24 protein-coding genes are annotated in these 21608 nt (G+C 60.6%); 15 read left to right on the forward strand and 9 right to left on the reverse strand.

All coding sequences use genetic code 11. The features are described from left to right. Nucleotides 1–10: 10 nt before the first annotated feature. Nucleotides 11–460 carry a DUF441 domain-containing protein gene (locus tag JS46_RS19845; RefSeq protein WP_033754911.1) on the reverse strand — a complete coding sequence of 150 codons (450 nt, stop codon included), beginning with the start codon at nt 458–460 and terminating at the stop codon, nt 11–13. 71 nt (nt 461–531) lie between these two features. Next, complete coding sequence (locus JS46_RS19850) at nt 532–945, reverse strand: lysozyme inhibitor LprI family protein (RefSeq protein ID WP_033754914.1); 414 nt, start codon at nt 943–945, stop codon at nt 532–534. Between the two features lie 155 nt (nt 946–1100). Here JS46_RS19850 and JS46_RS19855 point away from each other — a divergent pair, with 155 nt between their 5' ends. Beyond that, nucleotides 1101–2660: a methyl-accepting chemotaxis protein gene (locus JS46_RS19855; protein ID WP_033754916.1), complete on the forward strand. Its 1560-nt coding sequence runs from the start codon at nt 1101–1103 to the stop codon at nt 2658–2660. 66 nt (nt 2661–2726) lie between these two features. Here JS46_RS19855 and fbp read toward each other — a convergent pair whose 3' ends face one another. Then, nucleotides 2727–3731, reverse strand: coding sequence for a class 1 fructose-bisphosphatase (fbp, locus tag JS46_RS19860; protein WP_033754919.1), 1005 nt, complete (start codon nt 3729–3731; stop codon nt 2727–2729). Between the two features lie 168 nt (nt 3732–3899). On the opposite strand from fbp, the gene mpl reads away from it, so the two are divergent. Together mpl and JS46_RS23600 are read left to right on the forward strand one after the other, a co-directional pair. Further along, on the forward strand, nt 3900–5252 hold the full coding sequence (gene mpl / locus JS46_RS19865) for a UDP-N-acetylmuramate:L-alanyl-gamma-D-glutamyl-meso-diaminopimelate ligase (protein ID WP_033754923.1): 1353 nt from the start codon (nt 3900–3902) through the stop codon (nt 5250–5252). Between the two features lie 130 nt (nt 5253–5382). Continuing rightward, nucleotides 5383–5658 carry an oligogalacturonate-specific porin KdgM family protein gene (locus JS46_RS23600; RefSeq protein ID WP_255351580.1) on the forward strand — a complete coding sequence of 92 codons (276 nt, stop codon included), beginning with the start codon at nt 5383–5385 and terminating at the stop codon, nt 5656–5658. A 40-nt stretch (nt 5659–5698) separates the two neighbouring features. On the opposite strand, the gene yjgA is transcribed toward JS46_RS23600, so the two are convergent. Continuing rightward, a complete protein-coding gene (gene yjgA, locus JS46_RS19870) occupies nt 5699–6241 on the reverse strand; it encodes a ribosome biogenesis factor YjgA (RefSeq protein ID WP_033754925.1) in 543 nt (180 codons plus the stop codon). Nucleotides 6242–6358: 117 nt separating this feature from the next. Here yjgA and pmbA point away from each other — a divergent pair, with 117 nt between their 5' ends. From pmbA to JS46_RS19925, 11 genes are all read left to right on the forward strand, one after another. Further along, a complete protein-coding gene (pmbA, locus tag JS46_RS19875) occupies nt 6359–7699 on the forward strand; it encodes a metalloprotease PmbA (RefSeq protein ID WP_033754928.1) in 1341 nt (446 codons plus the stop codon). A 69-nt stretch (nt 7700–7768) separates the two neighbouring features. Further along, nucleotides 7769–8155 (forward strand): cytochrome b562, encoded by a 387-nt coding sequence (gene cybC / locus JS46_RS19880; RefSeq protein ID WP_033754930.1) that lies wholly within the window; start codon nt 7769–7771, stop codon nt 8153–8155. Between the two features lie 292 nt (nt 8156–8447). After that, nucleotides 8448–8780: a glycine dehydrogenase gene (locus JS46_RS19885; protein WP_033754933.1), complete on the forward strand. Its 333-nt coding sequence runs from the start codon at nt 8448–8450 to the stop codon at nt 8778–8780. Nucleotides 8781–8795: 15 nt separating this feature from the next. Then, nucleotides 8796–9158 carry an SFCGS family glycine-rich protein gene (locus JS46_RS19890; RefSeq protein WP_096072111.1) on the forward strand — a complete coding sequence of 121 codons (363 nt, stop codon included), beginning with the start codon at nt 8796–8798 and terminating at the stop codon, nt 9156–9158. 2 nt (nt 9159–9160) lie between these two features. Next, on the forward strand, nt 9161–9460 hold the full coding sequence (locus tag JS46_RS19895) for a DUF4312 family protein (RefSeq protein WP_033755294.1): 300 nt from the start codon (nt 9161–9163) through the stop codon (nt 9458–9460). A 28-nt stretch (nt 9461–9488) separates the two neighbouring features. Next, on the forward strand, nt 9489–10265 hold the full coding sequence (locus JS46_RS19900; RefSeq protein ID WP_033754938.1) for a DUF4311 domain-containing protein: 777 nt from the start codon (nt 9489–9491) through the stop codon (nt 10263–10265). Nucleotides 10266–10275: 10 nt separating this feature from the next. Next, the gene (locus tag JS46_RS19905) at nt 10276–10917 is read left to right on the forward strand and encodes a DUF4310 family protein (protein WP_033754941.1); all 642 of its coding nucleotides are present in this window, start codon (nt 10276–10278) and stop codon (nt 10915–10917) included. Between the two features lie 45 nt (nt 10918–10962). Beyond that, nucleotides 10963–12096 carry an amidohydrolase/deacetylase family metallohydrolase gene (locus JS46_RS19910; protein WP_033754944.1) on the forward strand — a complete coding sequence of 378 codons (1134 nt, stop codon included), beginning with the start codon at nt 10963–10965 and terminating at the stop codon, nt 12094–12096. After that, complete coding sequence (locus tag JS46_RS19915; protein ID WP_033754947.1) at nt 12080–13201, forward strand: DgaE family pyridoxal phosphate-dependent ammonia lyase; 1122 nt, start codon at nt 12080–12082, stop codon at nt 13199–13201. Before JS46_RS19910 ends, JS46_RS19915 begins: the two co-directional genes overlap by 17 nt. Further along, nucleotides 13198–13938: a KDGP aldolase family protein gene (locus tag JS46_RS19920; RefSeq protein WP_033754950.1), complete on the forward strand. Its 741-nt coding sequence runs from the start codon at nt 13198–13200 to the stop codon at nt 13936–13938. Before JS46_RS19915 ends, JS46_RS19920 begins: the two co-directional genes overlap by 4 nt. Before the next feature lie 130 nt (nt 13939–14068). Beyond that, nucleotides 14069–15979, forward strand: coding sequence for a transcription antiterminator (locus JS46_RS19925; protein WP_033754953.1), 1911 nt, complete (start codon nt 14069–14071; stop codon nt 15977–15979). Between the two features lie 46 nt (nt 15980–16025). Here the strand turns inward: JS46_RS19925 and JS46_RS19930 are convergent, their stop codons facing one another. Then, nucleotides 16026–16925 carry a LysR family transcriptional regulator gene (locus tag JS46_RS19930; protein ID WP_033754955.1) on the reverse strand — a complete coding sequence of 300 codons (900 nt, stop codon included), beginning with the start codon at nt 16923–16925 and terminating at the stop codon, nt 16026–16028. Between the two features lie 130 nt (nt 16926–17055). Here JS46_RS19930 and JS46_RS19935 point away from each other — a divergent pair, with 130 nt between their 5' ends. Further along, complete coding sequence (locus JS46_RS19935; RefSeq protein WP_033754957.1) at nt 17056–17760, forward strand: pirin family protein; 705 nt, start codon at nt 17056–17058, stop codon at nt 17758–17760. Nucleotides 17761–18006: 246 nt separating this feature from the next. On the opposite strand, the gene dolP is transcribed toward JS46_RS19935, so the two are convergent. Genes dolP through JS46_RS19955 form a run of 4 tightly spaced genes read right to left on the reverse strand, consistent with a single transcriptional unit; the run spans nt 18007 to nt 21582 of the window. Next, entirely contained in the window at nt 18007–18579 is a 573-nt protein-coding gene (dolP, locus tag JS46_RS19940) for a division/outer membrane stress-associated lipid-binding lipoprotein (RefSeq protein WP_033754960.1), read from the reverse strand. A gap of 14 nt (nt 18580–18593) precedes the next feature. Further along, nucleotides 18594–19181, reverse strand: a complete 588-nt coding sequence (diaA, locus tag JS46_RS19945) for a DnaA initiator-associating protein DiaA (protein WP_033754962.1) — start codon at nt 19179–19181, stop codon at nt 18594–18596. Between the two features lie 14 nt (nt 19182–19195). Further along, nucleotides 19196–19591, reverse strand: a complete 396-nt coding sequence (locus tag JS46_RS19950; RefSeq protein WP_033754965.1) for a YraN family protein — start codon at nt 19589–19591, stop codon at nt 19196–19198. After that, entirely contained in the window at nt 19549–21582 is a 2034-nt protein-coding gene (locus JS46_RS19955; protein WP_033754968.1) for a penicillin-binding protein activator, read from the reverse strand. The genes JS46_RS19950 and JS46_RS19955 overlap by 43 nt, the downstream gene beginning before the upstream one ends. Nucleotides 21583–21608 lie beyond the last annotated feature (26 nt).

Genomic DNA, 21608 nt, shown 5'->3' on the forward strand with positions numbered 1-21608 from the left:
GCTCCTCGTCCTACTTCGCGACGACGAACAGCGAGACGATCCCCGCAGCAATCAGTGGTCCGACCGGCACGCCGCGAAAGAAGGCGACGCCAATCACCGTGCCGATTAACAGGCCGCCGACTACCGACGGCTGCGCGCTCATAAAGCTCACGCCGCGCCCGCCCAGCCAGGCGACGAAAATGCCGACCAGAATCGCCACGATCGACTGCCAGCTGGCGAAAGATTTCAGCAGCGACGAGGCGGGAAGCGAACCGCTGGCGAGCGGCGCCATTACGGCGACCGTCAGGATAATAATGCCGAGCTGAATGCCCTGTTTCTCGACGTAGGGAAAGAACTGCGACAGCGGGGTGAGCTTGATCGCCAGCAGGATCAGAATAGAGATGGTGACCGCGCTGTTGTGAACGAAATAGCTGAGGACCGCGAGGCCGATAAGAATAAGGGTAGAGGCGTACGCAGCCATGATTTCTCCCTGAAAATAGACGGATGCGCCAGCCGATGCCGACGCGTGAATAAAAGCACCGTCTCCATTTATCAACAATCGCCGCCGTCGGCGCAACTGCCTTTATTCATCGATCGCAGCAACAGCGCCTGATTACGCACCAGATCGACGCGCTGCGCCGCCAGCGAAATCTGCGCCAGCGTGCCCTGCGTGCTGTTGAAATAGGCCGCGCTCGCCGACTGCCAGCTGTCGCGATACGCCAGCCACTGACGCTGCGCGCCACGCACCTTATTTTTAGGCTCGCCGGTGAGCTTCTTCATTAACTGGCCATATTGCGTGTTCATCTCGCTATCCCATGCCTGGCTGGCGCGGTCATAGCACGACACCATCGCCACGGTGGTGGATGCGCCGTTGAGGCACTGCTCCAGCGCATGATCGATCGGATTTTGCGCTGCCAGCGCAGAGGTGCAGAACAGCAGACCGGCGGCGGCCATACCTTTTTTCATGCTGTGAATCCTTATTAAGAAAGGTTAAGCGTGGGTGATCATCAGGGAAATGACCATCAACGTCGGTAAAGTTTCCCTGAGCAACTGCCGATAACTTGTACGTTTTAGGGCGACTGGATTTTCTGCCTTTATATAAGCAAACGGAAAACAACATCATGAAAAAGCTCTCACTACGCACAGGATTATTAGCTTTACTCGCCTTTATGACTCTGCTGCTGCTGGCGGTCAGCGTCATGGGTATCATTGCCATTAACAAAGGAAACCGATCGCTGGATGTGATCAACCGCATCCAGGGTATCGAACTTAACGCGCTCTATCAAAGCAACGGCGACCTGATGCGCGCGCGCGCCACCGCCGCGCTGGCGGTGCGCAAAATCGAGATCGGCCTGCTGGACGAGGGCGCCGCCTCGGTGAAGCAGGCGCAGGCTGACGTGCAGGATTCGCAGCGGAATATGAAAGCTTTTATCGCGGCGGGAACGGTAACGGCGCACGGAAAAAAGCTGGCTGACGACATCGTATCGTCCTACAACGCCTACCTGGCGCAGGGTATCAAACCCATTATGGATGCGCTGGAAAAACAGTACACCGACGAATATTACAGCGTGCTGGAGGGCAATCTCGCGAAGCTCGCCCTGAATTACAGCAACGCGGTAGCGGCGTTCGGCAGCTATGCCACTCAGGTGACCGACGCGCAGCTGGCGCAGGCGGCCTGGAACGAAACGCTGATGAAGGCGCTTATCGGCACGGCGGTGGCGCTGACGCTGCTGCTGTTCGTGCTGGCCTGGGTACTGATGCGCCGTCTGCTGCTGCTGCCGCTGAACCGCGCCATTACCCATCTGGAGCAGGTCGCGGCAGGCGATCTGTCGCAGACGCTGCCGCCGACGGGCGACAACGAGCTGGGTCGCCTTAACCGCGCGCTAGGAGAGATGCAGCAGGCGCTGCGCGCTCAGGTAAGCCAGGTGCTCCACGCCAGCCAGCAGATCGACGTCGGCAGCCGCGAGCTGGCGGCGGGCAATGTGCATCTTTCCCAGCGCACCGAAGAGTCGGCGGCGTCGCTGGAGCAAACCGCCGCCAGCATGGAGCAGCTGACCGCTACGGTGCGCCTCAACGCCGCCAACGCGCAGCAGGCGAATAAGCTGGCGAGCAGCGTCTCCGACAGCGCCGACCGCGGCGCAGAGGTGGTGAGCTACGTGATGGAGAAAATGCAGGAGATTACCGCCAGCGCGAACCGCATCGGCGACATTCTCGGCGTGATCGACGGCATCGCCTTTCAGACCAACATCCTCGCGCTGAACGCCTCGGTAGAAGCGGCGCGCGCGGGCGAGCAGGGGCGCGGCTTCGCCGTCGTGGCCAACGAAGTGCGCACGCTGGCGCAGCGCAGCGCCAACGCGGCGAAAGAGATCCGCGGGCTGATCTCTGAGTCGCAGACGCGGGTGAAAGAGGGCAGCGATATGGCGACGCGCGCGGGCGAGACCATGGATGAGATCTCCAGCGAAGTGATGCGCGTCACGACGCTGATGAAGGAGATCTCCATGGCGTCTGATGAGCAGAGCCGCGGCATCGAGCAGGTGAATCAGGCGGTGACGCAGATGGACGAGGCGGCGCAGCAGAACGCGGCGCTGGTTGAGCAGGCCACGGCGGCGACCCAGTCGCTGGAGGCGCAGTCGCAGCATCTGCAATCCACGGTATCGCTGTTCCGGCTGGAAACGGCGTAAAAGAAAAGGGCGCGAGGTTTGCGCCCTTTTCTGTGTGAGTCAGATGGCCCGATCGCCCACTTTTATTTACTGTGCGGCGTCCGGGTATTCGCGCAGGAAGCGCTCAACGTCGTCGACCATCGCGTTATTGCCGCAGAAGAACGGGCAGCGCTGATGCAGGGTTTCCGGCTGGATGTCGAGGATACGCTTCGCGCCGTCGCTCGCCTTGCCGCCTGCCTGCTCGGCGAGGAACGCCATCGGGTTGCACTCATAGAGCAGACGCAGCTTGCCGTTCGGATGGCTGGCGGTGCTCGGGTAGAGATAGATGCCGCCTTTCAGCAGGTTGCGGTGGAAATCCGCCACCAGCGAGCCGATGTAGCGCGAGGTGTAAGGACGGTGCGAGGCATGATCCTCTTCCTGGCAGAACTTCAGGTATTTCTTCACGCCCTGCGGGAAACGAATATAGTTGCCTTCGTTAATCGAGTAGGTGTAGCCCGTCGGCGGATAGGTCATGCGCTCGTGGCTCAGGCAGAAAACGCCGAGCGACGGATCGTAGGTAAAGGCGTGAACGCCGCAGCCGGTGGTGTAGACCATCATGGTTGAGGAGCCATACACCACGTAGCCCGCCGCGACCTGCTTGTGGCCTGGCTGCATAAAGTCCGCTTCGGTGACCGGCGTACCAGGCGCGCTGACGCGATGGTAGATAGAGAAAATAGTGCCGACGGAGACGTTAACGTCGATATTGGACGAGCCGTCCAGCGGATCCATCAACACGACGTATTTGCCGCTCTCTGCTCCTTCGAAGATTACGAACTCGTCTTCTTCTTCCGAGGCGATCCCCGCCACGATGCCGCGCGCTTTCAGCGCCGCTTTCAGCTTCTCGTTCGCGAAGAGATCGAGCTTCATCTGCTGCTCGCCCTGGACGTTTTCAACGCCGCTTGCGCCGAGAATATCTACCAGGCCGGCTTTGTTGATGTCGCGATGGATGATTTTCGCGCCCAGCTTAATAGCGGAAATTAGCGCCGTCAGTTCACCTGTTGCGTGAGGAAAGTCGTGCTGTTTCTCGACGATAAATTCGCCTAACGTTTTCATAACACATTCCCTGAATCTTCGATGGAGTGGCAGCCTGCCTGGCAAACCGCCAACGTTTGCGTACGCAGTTTAGCCGAATGAACTTCAAAAACCATAGTCCTAATCCGTTTCTTAAGTCTGCGAGCGGGGTTACACTGTGCGCCGAACTTTTGAGTAATGGATCTCGTTATGCGTATTCATATCCTTGGGATTTGCGGCACGTTTATGGGCGGTCTGGCGATGCTGGCACGTTCCCTTGGCCATCAGGTGACCGGTTCGGACGCCAACGTTTACCCGCCGATGAGCACGCTGCTTGAGCAGCAAGGCATTGAATTAACTGAGGGTTATGACGCCTCTCAGCTCGATCCCGCGCCGGACCTCGTTATCATCGGTAACGCCATGACGCGCGGCAACCCCTGCGTGGAAGCGGTGCTGGAGCGCAACATTCCCTACCTGTCCGGCCCGCAGTGGCTGCATGACTTCGTGCTGCGCGATCGCTGGGTAGTGGCGGTAGCAGGAACTCATGGCAAAACAACCACTTCTGGTATGGTAGCCTGGATACTGGAGTCGTGCGGACTGGAGCCGGGCTTTATCATCGGCGGCGTGCCCGGCAACTTCGACGTCTCGGCAAAATTAGGAAAAAGTCCATTCTTCGTCATCGAAGCGGATGAGTATGACTGCGCCTTCTTCGACAAGCGTTCCAAATTCGTTCACTACTGCCCGCGCACGCTGATCCTCAATAATCTTGAGTTCGATCATGCGGACATCTTCGACGATCTGCGCGCCATCCAGAAGCAGTTCCACCATCTGGTGCGCATCGTGCCGGGCCAGGGCAAAATCCTGCTGCCGGAGCACGATCACAACATCCGCCAGGTGATGACGATGGGCTGCTGGAGCGAGCAGGAGAGCGTCGGCGAGGGCGGCCGCTGGCAGGCGAAGAAGCTGGTGCAGGACGCCTCGCGCTGGGAAGTGCTGCTCGACGGCGAAAGGGTCGGCGAGGTGAACTGGTCGCTGGTGGGCGAGCACAACATGCATAACGGCCTGATGGCGATCGCCGCTGCGCGTCACGTCGGCGTCAAACCTGAAGACGCGGCGCAGGCGCTCGACAGCTTTATCAACGCGCGCCGCCGTCTGGAGTTGCGCGGCGACGTCAACGGCATTAAGGTCTATGACGATTTCGCCCATCACCCGACGGCGATTCTGGCGACCTTATCGGCGCTGCGCAGCAAAGTTGGCGGCCGGGCGCGTATTCTGGCGGTGCTGGAACCGCGCTCAAACACCATGAAAATGGGCGTGAGCAAAAGCGACCTGGCGCCTTCGCTGGCGCGCGCGGACGAGGTGTTTCTGTTCCAGCCGCACCATATTCCCTGGCAGGTCTCCGACGTGGCGGAAGCCTGCATGCCGCCGGCGCACTGGAGCGCCGATATCGATACGCTGGTGGAGATGGTAGCGAAAGCCGCCCAGCCGGGCGATTCGATTCTCGTTATGAGCAACGGCGGATTTGGCGGCATTCATCAAAAGCTGCTGGATCGACTCGCTTAACGCATCGGGCGCCCATGTCAGGGCGCCTTTTTACTTCCCGTCAGCGCTGGCCTGTTTTTTTATTTTTTCAGACGGTCGCGTTAATATTTGAAACCGATCTCTCTACTCTCTCCGCTATTATTATTGCGATATCGATCGTCATCGCACCGCTAACCGTTTCGACCTCTATTTACGTAATAAAAGCGATCGGCTGACCACGGCCTATAAGCTGGTCTATAAGCATGCGGACGCGAAGCTTTTCGCCAATAAGCACGATGATTATGAGCAGGAGCTGCAGTTCGACTATGCGCTCGGCAACGATCGCGCCTGGGTACCCTATGTTACCTTCGGCGATATCGGCCGCGCGTCGACCTCCAGCGAACGCCAGCTGCGTCTGCGCGCCGGCATTCTCTACAACTATCGTTAACCGCTGTTCTGGCGGGCAGCTTTGCCCGCCTCGGCGTGGCTTAGCTTTCCGCCAGCTCGCGCAGATACTGGAAAATCTGACGTGACGATTTAGGCGCTTTATTGCCCGCTTTCTCTTTCTGCGCGTTGCGGATCATGCTGCGCAGCTGCTGACGATCGGCGTGCGGATAGAGCGTAATCACTTCGTTCATCGCTTCGTCGCCCTGTTCGATCAGGCGATCGCGCAGCGCTTCCAGCTTGTGGAACAGCGCAACCTGCTGGTTGTGACGGTTCTTCAGCTTGTCCAGCGCCTGACGGATCGGATCGACGTCGCGCGAGCGCAGCATTTTGCCGATCAGCTGCAGCTGGCGGCGGCGGCCCTCTTTCTTGATGCGCTGCGCCAGCTCGACGGCGGCCAGCAGCTCTTCATCCAGCGGGATCTTCTCCAGGGCGTTCTTGCCCAGATCGACCAGTTCGGCACCCAGGCGTTTTAGCTCTTCAGCGTCGCGTTTAATTTCGCTTTTACTGACCCAGATAATCTCTTCATCTTCTTCTTCCTGATTATCCGGCACATCGTCGAGCCACTCATCGGGCTGTTTGGTCATTTTCTGGGCTCCCCTAAAAAAAGAGGCTAATCCTATCAGTTTATCGGGTGACTGCGAAATTGTTCTCTGACTCTGATAGACTCAAAACTTTCATACTTAAGATTAGACGGCAGGCCGATGAACGTATCTACTCAGGTTGCAGAACAGCGAAAAGTGTTGGAACAGGCAGTGGCGCAGGCGCTCGATCTGGCGAAAGCCAGCACCGACGGCGCGGAAGTGGCAGTGACCAAAACCACCGGAATCGGCGTCAGCACCCGTTACGGCGAAGTGGAGAACGTCGAGTTCAACAGCGACGGCGCGCTCGGCATCACCGTTTATCATCAGAACCGCAAGGGCAGCGCCTCATCGACCGATCTTAGCCCGGAGGCGATCAAACGTACCGTGCAGGCGGCGATCGATATCGCGCGCTACACCTCGACGGATCCTTATGCTGGCCCGGCGGATGCCGATCTGCTGGCGTTCGACGCGCCGGATCTCGATCTCTATCATCCCTGGGAGATCGACGCCGATCGCGCCATCGAGCTCGCCGCGCAGGCGGAGCAGGCGGCGCTGAAAGCGGATCCGCGTATTACCAATACCGAAGGCGGTAGCTTCAACAGCCACGTCGGCATTAAAGTCTTCGGCAACAGCCACGGCATGCTGCAGAGCTACTGCTCGAGCCGTCATTCGCTCTCCAGTTCCGTTATCGCCGAGCAGGATGGCGATATGGAGCGCGACTACGCCTATACCATCGGTCGCGCCTTCGAGGATCTGCAAAGTCCCGAGTGGGTTGGCGCAGAGTGCGCGCGTCGCGTGCTGTCGCGGCTGGCGCCGCGCAAGCTCTCTACCATGAAAGCGCCGGTGATTTTCGCGCCGGAAGTCGCCACCGGCCTCTTCGGCCATCTGGTCGGCGCCATCAGCGGCGGCAGCGTCTACCGTAAATCGACCTTCCTGCTTGACGCGCTCGGCCAGCAGATCCTGCCGGAATGGCTCACCATTCAGGAGCAGCCGCATCTGCTGAAAGGCCTGGCGTCAACGCCGTTCGACAGCGAAGGCGTACGTACCCAGGCGCGCGACATCGTTAAGGATGGCGTACTGCAAACCTGGCTGATGACCAGCTATTCGGCGCGCAAGCTGGGCCTGAAAAGCACCGGCCACGCGGGCGGCATCCACAACTGGCGCATCGCCGGGCAGGGCAGCAGCTTTGAGGATCTCATCAGGCAGATGGGACGCGGCCTGGTGGTTACCGAACTAATGGGGCAGGGCGTCAGCGCCATTACCGGCGACTATTCGCGCGGCGCGGCCGGCTACTGGGTAGAGAACGGCGAGATTCAGTATCCTGTGAGCGAGATCACTATTGCAGGAAATCTCAAGGATATGTGGCGCAATATCGTCACGGTCGGTAACGACATTGAAACCCGCAGCAACATACAATGTGGTTCGGTGCTGCTGCCGGAGATGAAAATCGCCGGACAATAATAAAACTCGCTTCCTGAAAGCAGCCGCTCTGGCTGCTTTTTTTTTACCCACAATAAAAAGGATATACCGATGCGTAAGCGTGTGATTGCAATGTTGTCTCTCTCCTTGTTGTCTGGAAGCGCCAGCCTGTACGCGGCGGATTTAGAAAATGATATGGATACGCTGAAAGACGGGCTGAATACCGTGATGAAAACAGGCGACGCGCAGGAGATGCATAAAGCGCTGGGCGAGATGCGCCAGGCGGCGCAGGATGCGAAAAAATCGACGCCGGATAAGCTCGAAGGACAGCCGGCCGACAGCGCGCAGATGAAGGATTTCCATGCCGGCCTGGATTCGCTGATTGCGCAGATCGACGTGGTCGACAAGCTGGCGCAGGCCAACAACCTGGACGGCGCCAAAACCGAAGCGAAAAAGCTGGCGGAGATCCGCAACGCCAATCATAAAAAGTTCCGCTGACTCTCGGGCCGGTCCGCGCGACCGGCTTTATCGCGTCATCAGCTTTTCTTATCTCATCTTTTTTTACCGTCGTGCCACGCGCTGCTGCCTGCACACTTCTCTTTTGACACCCCTTTTTAACTTTTAAAGCACGCATAACGCGGCGTCTGTCACACAATCTGTGCGTCCTGCGATCTGGCGCACAGCCTGCCCTGCGATTTCCACTTCCATGCGGAAAAAGTGCGTCTGCACTTCCACCTCGTCACGCCGTAATTTATTCGCAACGCGAATTTTCGTGAACAGGAGTAGCAAGGTGAGCAGTAACGGAGCTTCGGTACGGCAGGCAACGCCGGAAGAGATTCAGGCCCTGGCCGACAAGGTGATGGCGCAAATCGCGGCGATCTACGCCCAACACGATATCGCGCCCAACGCGGTGCAGCAGCAGATGCTGGCGTCGCACGTACGCGCCATGGCGCTGCGCTCGCTAACCGGCGAACCCCTTCCCGAGGTGGAAGCGGAGCTGTTTGAAGATATTTCGCCGGAGACCATACAGCTGGCGCAGCAGGTGGTCGATCTGTTCGGCAATCTGCCGCGCGAAGAGGCCTGGCTTCTCTCCGTCCATATAGAAGTGGCTCGATCTAACTGACTGTATAAAGAGGAAATCATCATGGTAACCGTAGTGATTGGCGATCGTTTAGGTAAAGGACAGAAGGTAGCGGCGGGCGTAGAAAAGGCGGGCGGCCGCGCCGTCGTGGTGCCGGGCGTGGCGGCGGATATGAAGCTGGGCGACGTGATGAAGGCGGAAAACGCCGACTTCGGCATCTCCTTTTGCGGCAGCGGCGGCGCAGGCGCCATCACCGCGCAAAACAAATATGGCTACAAGGCGCGCCACGGCATGCGTTCCGTTGACGAAGGCGTCACCGCCATCAACGAAGGCGCCAACGTGCTCGGCTTCGGCTTTATGGACAAAGAAGAGCTGGGCGAGCGGCTGGTGCAGGCCTGGAACAAGAAACACGGCAGCTGATGATGAAAGAACAATACGTTACTCAGGTGACGGTGCAGGGCAAAGGCGACAGTAAAGAGAAAGCTTTTGCCGATGCTCTGAGTCGCGTGCAGAACCAGGTTCTGCGCGCGACGCAAAAAATTCTGCTGCGCATCGAACCCCTGGATGTTCGGGTGCTGCGCGCGCAGGAGAGCGTCAAAACGGAGAAGTTTTTGTTCTTCTTTCTGGCGCGCCAGCGGCGGAACTACAGCGTCGAGCTGGAGATCTCCGTCAGCGTCACCGTGATTGATACCGGGCAGGTGACATTCACGGCGGCACCGTAAAAACAGACGACAACAAAGGTAAAAAAACATGTTTTTAATTATTTTGTTTAAGTCGTTGATCATTGGGGGGCTTGTCGGTGTGGGCGTCGGCGCCGGTGCGGCGCGCATGTTCCACGCGCCGACCTCGCAGGGGATGGGCGCGTTCCGTACGCTGGGCGAGCTCAACTCTTGCGAAGGCGATCCCGCCTCGCACTTCTCCTTTGGTCTCGGCTTTTTCTTCAATGCCTGGGCATCATCCGTCGCGGCAGGCTCCTTCACTCAGGACGTCGACCACCGCATCATTCCTAACTGGGGCGCGGCCGCGCTGATGGTGAAAAACCGCAACCTGGCCGAAACCCTGCACGACCCGAAAAAGATGGCCATCGCCTGCGGCATTATCGGCATGATCGTCGTCGCCTTTCTTAACTCTACCGCCTCGGCGGTGCCGGCCGCGCTGCAGGTAACCGCGGTGAAAGTGCTGGTACCGGCGGCAAACCTGCTGGTCAATACCGTCATGCCGGTGATCTTCTGGCTGGCGGCCATCGACGCCGGCAAAAAATCGGGCTTCTGGGCGACGATTTTCGGCGGCCTGGCGCAGCTGATCATGGGCAACGCCGTGCCAGGCCTGGTGCTCGGCATCCTGATCGGCAAAGGCGTCGAGGAGAGCGGCTGGAACAAGGTGACCAAAGTGATGATGGTGGCGATCGTGCTGCTGTTCGTGCTGAGCGGCTTCTTCCGCGGCTTCGATATGAAACTGCTGCAGTCCTTCCAGTTGGGCATTCCCGGCTGGCTCGACGCGATCCACAACTCTCTGAGCGGCAAGTAAGGCTAACGACATGACTGAAAATAAAGGCTTCTGGTACGCCGACTGGTCTTTCCCGATCTTCGTCGGCCTGCTCTCGGCGGGCGTGTTCGCCGGTACGCACATGTATTACCTCTACGGCATCGGCGCGTTTAACGAAGTGGCGTTTGTTTCTATGCTGCGTGCCGGCATGGAAACCGGCGTCTACGGCGCGGTGGCGGCCTTCGGCGCGAGCTTTCTCTTCGCCCGTATCATCGAAGGCTCGCTGGTGGGCATCCTCGATATCGGCGGCGCCATTCAGACCGGCGTCGGCCTGGGCGTGCCGGCGCTGCTGCTGGGCGCGGGCATCGTCTTTCCAGTAGCTAACTTCGCCGCTTCGCTGGCGACCGGCCTGGTGATTGGCCTGGCGATCGGCTACATCATCATTCTGGCGCGCAAGTTCACCATCAACCAGAGCGACTCGACCTACGGCGCGGACGTGATGATGGGCGCGGGCAACGCCTCCGGCCGCTTTTTAGGGCCGCTGATCATTCTTTCCGCGATGGCGGCCTCGATTCCTATCGGCCTGGGCTCGCTGCTCGGCGCGCTGCTCTTCTACCTCTGGAACAAGCCGATCACCGGCGGCGCGATCCTCGGCGCCATGATCCTCGGCGCGATTTTCCCGGTCGCTATCTGAAGCTGGCGGCGGCTCGCCAGCGGGCCGCCGCGTTAAGGAGTTGCTATGTTCGATCTGATTCTTCGCCGCGCACGGCTGACGGATGAGCGGCTGGTGGATATCGCGCTGCAGGACGGCAAAATCGCCGCCATCGCCGACCGCCTGCCGGGCGAGGCGAAAAGCGAACGCGATCTGGTTGGACGCTGCTACGTCAGCGCAGGCTGGATCGATTCTCACGTCCACTGCTACCCCAAATCGCCCATCTATCACGACGAAGCGGACGCTATCGGCGTCGCCACGGGCGTCACGACGGTTATCGACGCGGGCAGCACCGGCGCCGATCATATCGATGATTTTTATGCCATTACCCGCGCCGCCACCACCCAGGTCTACGCGCTGATCAATATCGCGCGCACCGGCATCGTGACCCAGAACGAGCTGGCGGATATGCGGCAGATCGACGGCGACGCGGTGCAGCAAGCCGTAAAACGGCTGCCCGACTTTATCGTCGGCCTGAAGGCGCGCATGAGCAGCAGCGTAGTCGGCGAGAACGGCATTCAACCGCTGATCAAAGCCAAAGCGATCCAGCAGCGGGTCGGCGGTCTGCCGCTGATGGTGCATATCGGCAATAACCCGCCGGATCTGGCGGAGATCGCCGAGCGGCTCACCGCCGGCGACATCATTACTCACTGCTTTAACGGCAAGCCCAATCGCGTGCTGACGCCGCAGGGCGAACTGAAGGCGTCGGTGCGCAACGCCATCGCGCGCGGCGTCAGGATGGACGTCGGCCACGGCAGCGCCAGCTTTAGCTTTGAGGTGGCGCGCGTCGCCATCGCGCAGGGCATTCTGCCCGACACCATCAGCTCGGATATCTACTGCCGCAACCGCCTCAACGGCCCGGTGCATAACCTGGCGCACGTCATGTCGAAGTTTTTCAGCGTCGGCATGACGCTGCAACAGGTGATCGACTGCGTCACCTGGAAGGCGGCGGACGGGCTGCGCCTGACGCGCAAAGGGCGTCTTGAAGTCGGTTTCGACGCCGATCTCACGCTTTTCAGCGTTACCGAAGCGCCCCGCCTGTTTGTCGATTCCGAAGGCGAACAGCTCACCGGGGAGAAACATCTTACGCCGCTGGCCGCCGTGGTGGCGGGCAAGTGGTTCCTGACAGAAGAAGGGAAAGCCAATGTCTTCGATCTATGAAAAATATGGCCTGAAGCCGGTCATCAACGCCTCTGGCCGCATGACGATCCTCGGCGTCTCTACGCCGTCGCCGGACGTGGTCGACACCGTGCAGATCGGCCTCAGCCACTATTTTGAAATGAAAGATCTGGTCAACAAGACCGGCGCTTACATCGCGCAGCTGCTGAATGTGGAAAACGCGGTGGTGGTCTCCTGCGCCTCGGCAGGCATCGCGCAGTGCGTCGCGGCGGTAATCGTCAAAGATAACGACTGGCTGCTGGATAATCTGCATGCCGCGCCGCTTGAGGTGCCGCACGACATCGTGGTGCCGAAAGGCCATAACGTTAACTACGGCGCGCCGGTCGGCAGTATGGTGGCGCTGGGCGGCGGTCGTCTGGTGGAGGCGGGCTACAGCAACGAGTGTTCGCCCGAGCAGCTGGCGGCGGCGATCACGCCGCAGACCGCCGCCATCCTCTACGTGAAATCGCACCACTGCGTGCAGAAAAGCCACCTGAACGTCGAGCAGGCGGCGGTCGTGGCGCGCAAACACGGCGTGCCGCTGATCGTCGACGCGGCCGCCGAAGAAGATTTGCAGTGCTACTACCAGTACGGCGCCGACCTGGTGATCTACAGCGGCGCGAAGGCGATTGAAGGGCCGACCAGCGGGCTGGTAATCGGCAGAGCGCAGCCTGTGGAGTGGGTGAAGCGCCAGAGCAACGGCATCGGCCGGGCGATGAAGGTAGGCAAAGAGGGCATTCTCGGCCTGACGCAGGCGATTGAAAATTATCTGCGGCTGGAAAAAACCAGCGGCGCGCAGATGGTGGAGAAAATGACGCCCTTTATCGACAACCTCAATCAGCTGCGCGGCGTGAGCGCCCGCGTAGTGTGGGACGCGGCGGGACGCGATATCGCCCGCGCCGAGATCAAATTCGACGAGGCGGCCATCGGCCAGCGTACCGGCGACATCGTGCAGGCGCTGAAAAATGGCGCGACCGCTATCTATTTTCGCGGCTACAAAGCCAATGAGGGCATTATCGAGGCGGATGTGCGCAGCGTCAGCGCTGAACAGCTGCACACCATCTTCACCTCGATTCAAACGCTGTTGAACGGAGGAAAAACCGCATGAAGCTGACCCCGAATTTCTATCAGGATCGTCTCTGTCTTAACGTGCTGGCAGGCTCGAAAGCCAACGCGCGCGCCATCTGGGAGGCAGCGGAAGGACATGTACTGGTGGGCGTGCTGTCGAAAAACTATAGCAGCAACGAGGCGGCTATCGCCGATATGCGCGACTATGCCGCGATGATCGACAACGCGCTCTCGGTCGGACTCGGCGCGGGCGATCCGAATCAGTCAAAAATGGTGAGCGAGATTTCCGCGGTGCTGCAGCCGCAGCACGTTAACCAGGTGTTCACCGGCGTCGCCACCAGCCGCGCGCTGCTGGGGCAGTCGCAAACCGTGGTCAACGGCCTGATTTCGCCGACCGGCACGCCGGGCCTGGTGAAGATCTCTACCGGCCCGCTCAGCTCGCAGGGCAGCGACGCGCGGGTGCCGATTGACAGCGCCATCGCGCTGCTGAAGGATATGGGCGGCAGTTCGGTGAAATATTTCCCGATGGGCGGACTAAAGGCGGTCGACGAGTACCGCGCCGTTGCCCAGGCGTGCGCGGCGCATGACTTCTGGCTGGAGCCGACCGGCGGCATCTATCTCGATAACGTCGAGGCGATCCTGACGATCGCGCTGGAGGCGGGCGTCAGTAAAATTATCCCGCACGTTTACAGCTCCATTATCGATCCCGTCAGCGGCGATACGCGCGTGGAAGATGTGCGCCAGCTGCTGGCCATTTGCAAAAAACTGCTGCCGTAGCGACAGTCACGTCGGCGCGCTTCACAGGGCGTCGGCGCTTGCCTGGAGGTCACGCGCCGTTCGCTTTAAGCTGCTATTTTTCGACATGATGCCGCTGAATGCATGCCAGCGCCGTAACAGGTAGACCGCCTTGAGATTTCCAAATCAACGCCTTGCGCAACTGTTTGACGCCCTGCAAAACGAAACGCTGCCTCAGGATGAGCTGGCGCGGCGCTTCGCCGTTTCAACGCGCACCGTGCGCGCCGACATCAGCGCGCTCAACGCGCTGTTAGAGGAGTACGGCGCGCAGTTCGTACTCAGCCGCGGTGCCGGCTATCAGCTAAAAATCGACGACGCGCAGCGCTTCCAGCGTCTGGAGCGGCAAAACCGCTCGCCGCTGCGCGTGCCGCGCACCTCCGCCGAACGGGTGCGCTATATGCTGACGCGCTTTCTGACCGCCGCCTGGTCGCTCAAGCTGGAGGATCTGGCCGATGAGTGGTTCGTCAGCCGCGCCACGCTGCAAAACGACATGACCGAGGTGCGCGAGTGGCTGGCGCGCTATCACCTGCATATCGAGAGTAAACCCCACTACGGCATGAAGCTGTTCGGCAGCGAAGTGGCGATCCGCACCTGTTTAACCGATCTGCTGTGGCAGATCGACCAGGAGCAGGCCGACAGCCCGCTGATTACTATCGAAGCGCTGCACAGCAATATTCTGGAGACGCTGCGCCCGCTGCTGCAGCAGTGCCTGACGCGCCATAACGTTCGCCTCAGCGACGAGGGCGAGCGCTATCTGCGCCTCTACTGCGCGGTCGCGGTGCGGCGTATCAGCGAAGGCTATCCGCTGAGCGATCCCGGCGCGGAGGATGTCGGACTGGACGTGCGCGAGGCGGCGCGCGAGCTGATTAATTTGCTGCGGCCGCTGGTGGGCAAGCCGGTGTCGCCGGCGGAAGAGGGCTGGCTGCGCGTTAATATCGCGGCGCGCCAGATGCAGGAGGTGGCGCCGAGCGCCATCAACGCCGATGACGCCGACGCGCTGGTGGACTATCTGCTGAGCTATATCAATACCCACTACAACTACGATCTGCAGGGCGATGAACAGCTGCGCGCCGATCTGCTGACGCACATTAAAACCATGATCACCCGCGTGCGATATCAGATCCATATTCCCAACCCGCTGCTGGATAATATTAAACAGCACTATCCGATGGCCTATGACGTGACGCTGGCGGCGGTCTCCAGCTGGGGCAAATATACGCCTTACGTGATCAGCGAGAATGAGATCGGCTTTCTGGTGCTGCATATCGGCGTCGGGCTGGAGCGTCATTACGATGTCGGCTACCAGCGCCATCCGCAGGTGCTGCTGGTGTGCGACAGCGGAAACTCCACGCTGCGGATGATTGAGGCGATGCTGCTGCGCAAATATCCGCAGCTACAGGTCGCCGGTCGGCTGTCGCAGCGCGAATATGAGGCGCGCGCGCGCATCGATGAAGATTTCGTTATCTCTACCACGCGGCTGAGCGAGAAGGATAAGCCGGTGGTGGTAATGTCGCCGTTTCCTACCGGTTTCCAGCTGGAGCAGATCGGCAAGCTGGTGCTGGTGGACCGCACCCGGCCCTATATGCTGGAAAAGTTTTTCGACGCGCAGCACTTCCTGATCGTCGATAAGCCGATGACGCAGTCGCAGCTGTTCCGCCAGCTGTGCGATCGGCTGGAGGCGGAAGGATTTGTCGACGCGAGCTTTTATCCCTCGGTAGAGGAGCGCGAGGCGATCGTCAGCACCATGCTGGGCGAAGGCATCGCGCTGCCGCACTCGCTCGGCCTGCTGGCGAAAAAAACCGTGGTCTATACCGTGCTGGCGCCGCAGGGCATTCCCTGGGGCGACGACACCGCCTCGGTCATCTTTCTGCTGGCGATCAGTAAAAGCGAATATGAAGAGGCGATGGCGATCTACGATCTCTTCGTGACCTTTCTGCGCGAAAGGGCGATGCCCCGGCTGCGCGACAGCAAAGATTTCGCCGCATTCAAGGCGGTGGCGATTGAGTGTCTGGGGCGGTTGTAACAGCAGGCTCCAGCCCGCAGGGCAGGCTGGAGCCGAAGGGCGGGGTTTAGCTTTTCTTCGCCAGCAGGCGCGGGATCTCGCGCAGGCACCAGGCTTTGGCTTCGCCCATGCTATCGCGGCGCCACGCCATAATAATATCCACTTCGCGGGTATATTCCGGGCTGACGACGCGCAGCCGACCTTCCTCAATATCTTTCTCTACCAGCGAATAGGGCATGGTGGCGACGCCGAGCCCCGCCAGCAGCGCGCGGCGCTTGTCGTCCATACTGCTGACCGTCAGACGCTGCTGTTTGTCCAGCAGCTGCACCGTCAGCACCGGGCGCTCGCGCGCCGTATCGGCCACGGCGATGCCGCGATACTTCACGCGCGTCACCTCAGACTGAGGTTCCGGCTCGTTGTGAATCGGATGGTCGGCGCTGGCCACATAGACGCTCATCATGGTGTAGAGCTTGCGCGTATTGATTTCGGTTGAGGCGCGGAAGTGCATATCGGGCGCGATAACGATATCGGCGCGGCCCTGCTCCAGCCGCTCCCACGCGCCCGCCAGCACTTCGGTTATCAGCGAAATCTGGGTATTGGCCTTTTCCGACAGCTTCTCCACCAGCGGGAAGAGAGCGTCGGTCGGCACCAGCGCTTCGGTGACGATGGTCAGATGCGTTTCCCAGCCGCGCGCCAGCGCTTCGGCGTCGGTGGTGAGCTTGTCCGCCGCTTCCAGCAGCACGCGTCCACGCTCCAGCAGCATGCGCCCGACGTTGGTGAATTTCGTCCGGTGGCCGGAGCGGTCGAACAGCACCACGTCCAGCTCCTCTTCCAGCTTTTGCATGGTATAGCTGAGCGCCGAAGGAACGCGCCCCAGCTCATCCGCCGCTGCCGCAAAACTGCCGCGGCGATCGATCGCATCCATTACGCGCAACGCTTCAAGGGTTAAGGCACGCTCTTTAGCCATCCGAACTCTCTTTCAGGAAATTTGAATATGCACGGCAGATTAACTGGCTAACAATACGGCGTCCAGCCTTTTACCATAATGGGTATCAAGTCTGCGGTCGTTCTCTGCCGCAGCGAGCTGGAGGTAAATCATGATAACGACGCGTAGTGCGTCCGCGTGCGGTCAGGCCGATTTCGGCTGGTTGCAGGCACGCTACAGTTTCTCTTTTGGTCACTATTTCGATCCCAAATTAATGGGCTACGCCTCGCTACGCGTGCTGAATCAGGAAGTGCTGGCGCCAGGGGCCGCCTTTCAGCCGCGCACCTATCCGCAGGTGGACGTGCTGAATATCGTGCTGCAGGGCGAGGCTGAGTATCGCGACAGCGAAGGCAACCATATCGTCGCGCGCGAGGGCGAAGCGCTGCTGCTCGCCACGCAGCCGGGCGTCAGCTACAGCGAAATCAACCTGCGCAAGGATCAGCCGCTGACGCGGATGCAGCTCTGGCTGGCCGCCTGTCCCGAGCGGGAAAACCCGACGCTGCAAAAGATCGCGCTGCCGGAGCGTGGCAATCTGCAGCTGATCGCCTCGCCGGACGGCGCGGGCAATAGCCTGCAGCTGCGTCAGCAGGTGTGGGTGCATCAGCTGCGGCTGGCGCCGGGCGAAGAGCAGTCGCTGACGCTGCGCGGGCCGCGCGCCTATCTGCAGTCGATTCACGGCTCGCTGGAGGCGGTCACGCGCGAGGATCGTCCGGAGAAGCTGGGCTGCGGCGACGGGGCGTTTTTGCAGGAGGAGCAGCAGATCAGGCTGCGGGCGAAAACCGCGACCTGGGCGCTGGTGATCGATATACCGGTATAAAAAAATTGATGGGGTAGCCCTTCGACAGACGGCTCACAAACCGTAAAAGCGGGTGATATGGACCGAAGAGCAAAGCGCCCGCGCCAGGGAGGGCGCGGGCCGAGCTGGCAGGGATGCCGTTTTTGCGTCTTTGCGATCGGGCCATATCACCCGCGCTGGCACAATGCCAGTGAAGTTAAGGGCGGCTAAAGCCGCCCTTTTGTGTATGTTGCCGCTGTGCCAGCGGATGAGCGGCCTGATGCACGCTTACTTCAGCATCGTAAACGCGGTGGTGACGTGCTTCACGCCGCTGACCCGGCTGGCGATATCCGCCGCCGCTTTCGCCTCTTCTGCCGTTACCAGACCCAACAGGAATACTTCGCCGTTCTCGGTGGTCACTTTCACGTTTGACGATTTCACCTGATCGCTGCCCAGCAGCTGCGAGCGAATTTTGGTGGTGATCCAGGTGTCGGAGGAGGAAGTGCCGAGGCTGACCTTCTGGCCGATGCGAATTTCGTTGAAGACCTCGGTGGCGCCGTCGACGCCCATGGCGATCTGCTTGGCGCGGCTGGCGATATCCTGCGACGGCGCCTGGCCGGTCAGCAGTACTTTGCCCTGATAGGCAGTGGCGATAATGCGCGCGTCGGTTTTAATCTGCTGATCTTTCGCCAGCGCGTTGCTGACGCGCAGCTCCAGCGTGCTGTCGTCAACCTGGGTGCCGACGGTGCGCGGATCGGTGGCGGTTTTGGTGGCGACGGCCGCGCCGCCGGCGACGACGGCAACGCAGCCCTGCAACAGCATGGCGGTTAACAGGATAGCGACAGCATTCAATGCTTTCATGTTTGCTCCTTCAGTCATTCCTGGTGTGGAAAAAGGGTGTTATCAATCAGGTCGCACAGACAGTTCAGCGTCAGCATATGCATCTCATGGATGCGGGCGCTGCGGTGCGACGGGATGCGAATTTCCACGTCGTGCGGGCCGAGCAGGCCCGCCAGCTCGCCGCCGTCATAGCCGGTGAGCGCAACGATGGTCATATCACGGGTAACCGCGGCTTCCACCGCTTTAACGATGTCTCGCGTGTTGCCGCGGGTAGAGATCGCCAGCAGGACGTCGCCGGCCTGACCCAGCGCGCGCACCTGCTTGGCGTAGATTTCATCGTGCTGACGATCGTTGCCGATCGCCGTCAGCATCACGTTGTCCGCGCTGAGCGCCAGCGCTGGCAGGCTGGGACGCTCGGTCTCGAAACGGTTGATCATGCTGGCAGCGAAATGCTGCGCGTTGGCGGCTGATGCGCCGTTGCCGCAGCTGAGGATTTTATTGCCGTTAAGCAGGGACTGCACCAGCGTCATCGCGGCGCGGGAAATGGCGTCCGGCAGCGCTTCTGCGGCGGCAATCTGGGTTTGAATACTTTCAGTAAAACACGCTTTAATTCTGTCCTGCACACGACCACCTGGTTCTAAACGTCTGCATTAAAGGCATTGGGCAGCCACTCCAGCGCCGTACCGGTAATGGCGATGATGTCGAAACGGCAATCCACCGTCTCAAAACTGCCGCCGCGCTGGGCGAGCCAGAGTGCGGCGGCGCGCAACAGCTTTTGCCGCTTGAGGCGAGTGACGCTGGCCAGCGCCCCGCCGTAGCGCGCATCGCGCCGGTAGCGCACCTCCACGAAGACCCAGCATGCGCCGTCGCGCATGATGAGATCCAGCTCGCCGCCGCGATAAGTCACATTGCTGGCGACCCAGCGCAGTCCGGCACGCTCTAAATAGCGCCGGGCGCGCTGTTCCTGTTCGGCGCCGAAGCGCCGGGTGTTCAGGAGGCGGGAACGATCTCGCCCTGACGATACTGGCTCCATGACAACGTCCTGTTGATCACGCAATCCTGATTCGCGCTCAGCTTGCCGGTATTGCCGTCGATGGTGAAGCCCGGCGTCTGGCGCACCTGGTTAAAACTGTTCGCCAGCGTCCAGGCGTCGATGCCCATCGCATAGAGGCGAACCAGAGAGTAGTCGTTGTTGAACGACTGCGCCGCGCGCTGCATTAGCGCCGGGTTACGGCCCGAGAGCAGCGGAATATCGCTGAACTGCAACCCTTCCATCTCCAGACGGAAGTCGGGACCCGCGCCCGCCTGGTAACTGCGCGAGCTGGCGTAAAGCGAGGCCGAGCTGCGGCTGCCGGTACGCATGGCGATCATCGGCTTAATCAGCTGCAGTTCATCCTGCGTCGACGCGATATAGACCGAATCGACGTTGCCGCCGCTCGCCGCCGCCGCCGGCTCGCTCTGCTGCTGCGGCGACGGGATCGTCAGCCCGGCAATGGTCACGCCCTGGGATTCGGCGGCGGCTGGCTGGACGTTGACCGGCGTGCCGCTCAGCGTAATGCCCGCGCCGCTGTTGATGCCCTGTTTCAGCTCAGCGGTCGAGCCGAAACGCTGCTGCAGCGGCGCCGTGCCGCCCAGCTTCAGCCACTCCTGTGCAAACGCGTTGACCACGCGATCGCCGAAGCTGCTGCGCGGCACCAGCAGCAGCGGCTGGCGCTTGCCCTGGTTCCACATATGGTGCGCGGCATCGCGCGCTTCGTCTTCAGGAGAAAGCGCAAAATAGCAAATATTCGGATGGTTCTGGATCTGCTCCGGCGCGTTGAGCGCCAGTACGTTGAGCGGTGTCTGGCTGTTGGCGACCGTTTCGACGTTGTTTTTCAGCAGCGGGCCGACCACCAGCGTCGCGCCATCCTGCTGCGCCTGCTGCATCACCTGCTGAATCGGCTGGCTGCTGGTGTCGTAGACCTTGATCTGCGCGCTGCTGGAGGGCGCGCTGGCTTCAGGCTGAGTCTGGGCAGCGGTGGGTTGCGCGGTCGCGGCCGGCGTAATAGCCGCAGCGGCCGGGCTGACCACGGCGTTGGCTTCGCTGGTCGGCGCAGGCTGCGCGCTTTCTGCAGCGGTCGGCGGGTTCGCTGGCTGCGCGGCCGGCTGCGGCGCGGCGTTCAGGGCGCCGTTTTTCGCATCGTTGAAGCCTTTTTGAATGGCGCTGGCGAAGACCTGCGCCTGACCATTCAGCGGCAGCAGCAGCGCGATGGTGCTGGTAGAGGCTTTGGTGAAATTCTGCGCCTGGCTCAGCGGCGTCGGCAGGGTTTTAGCCGCCGGATTTTGCGGATAGCGCGTCTGCCAGTCTTTCAGGGCGGATTTCAGCATCTCGCCGTCCTGCGCGTTGGCGCGCCAGACGTTAAGCAGATCCAGCCAGCCCTGCAGGGTGTTTTCATCGGCGTTGATCACCAGGCTGCTCGCCTCTTGCGGCGTCATCTGCGTCAGCGCCTGCCAGGTGGCGTCGATGTTTTTCTGACGATCGTCGCCGCTCAGCAGCGGCTCCTGCGCAATATAGGCGCGCAGCAGCGCCAGCGAGGGTTTGCCCTGCGCGGCCGCGATCTGCAGGCCGTAATAGCGTGCCTGCTGCTCTTTCGACAGGTCGTCGACTTTGACCTGATTCAGCAGCTGCGTTGCGCCCGGCACGTTCTGCTGGCTGAACAGGAACTGCGATTTAAGCAGCAGCAGCTCCTGCTGTTGCGTGTCGCTGAGCTGGCTCGGCAGCAGGTTGATCTGCTGGCCGGCTTGAGGATACTTTCCTTCTTTCATCAGGGCACGGATGGCAAGTAATTGCCAGTCTGTCCTGCTATCATCGCTGCTTTGCTGCACTTGCTGCAGATAGTAATCAGACCCGCCGGTAATGGGCCCCTGAATATTTACGTTTGAGGTTTGCGGCCCCTGACCGCTACAGGCGGCTAAAATCAGCCCAGCAAGAAGGACAGGCACAAAGCGTCCTGCTTTATGACGAACGACTTTTGAAGGAAGCATACTGTATCCAGTGATGTTTTTTTCAA

The sequence above is a fragment of the Pantoea sp. NGS-ED-1003 genome, from assembly GCF_000738765.1.
Lineage (GTDB): Bacteria > Pseudomonadota > Gammaproteobacteria > Enterobacterales > Enterobacteriaceae > Pantoea > Pantoea septica.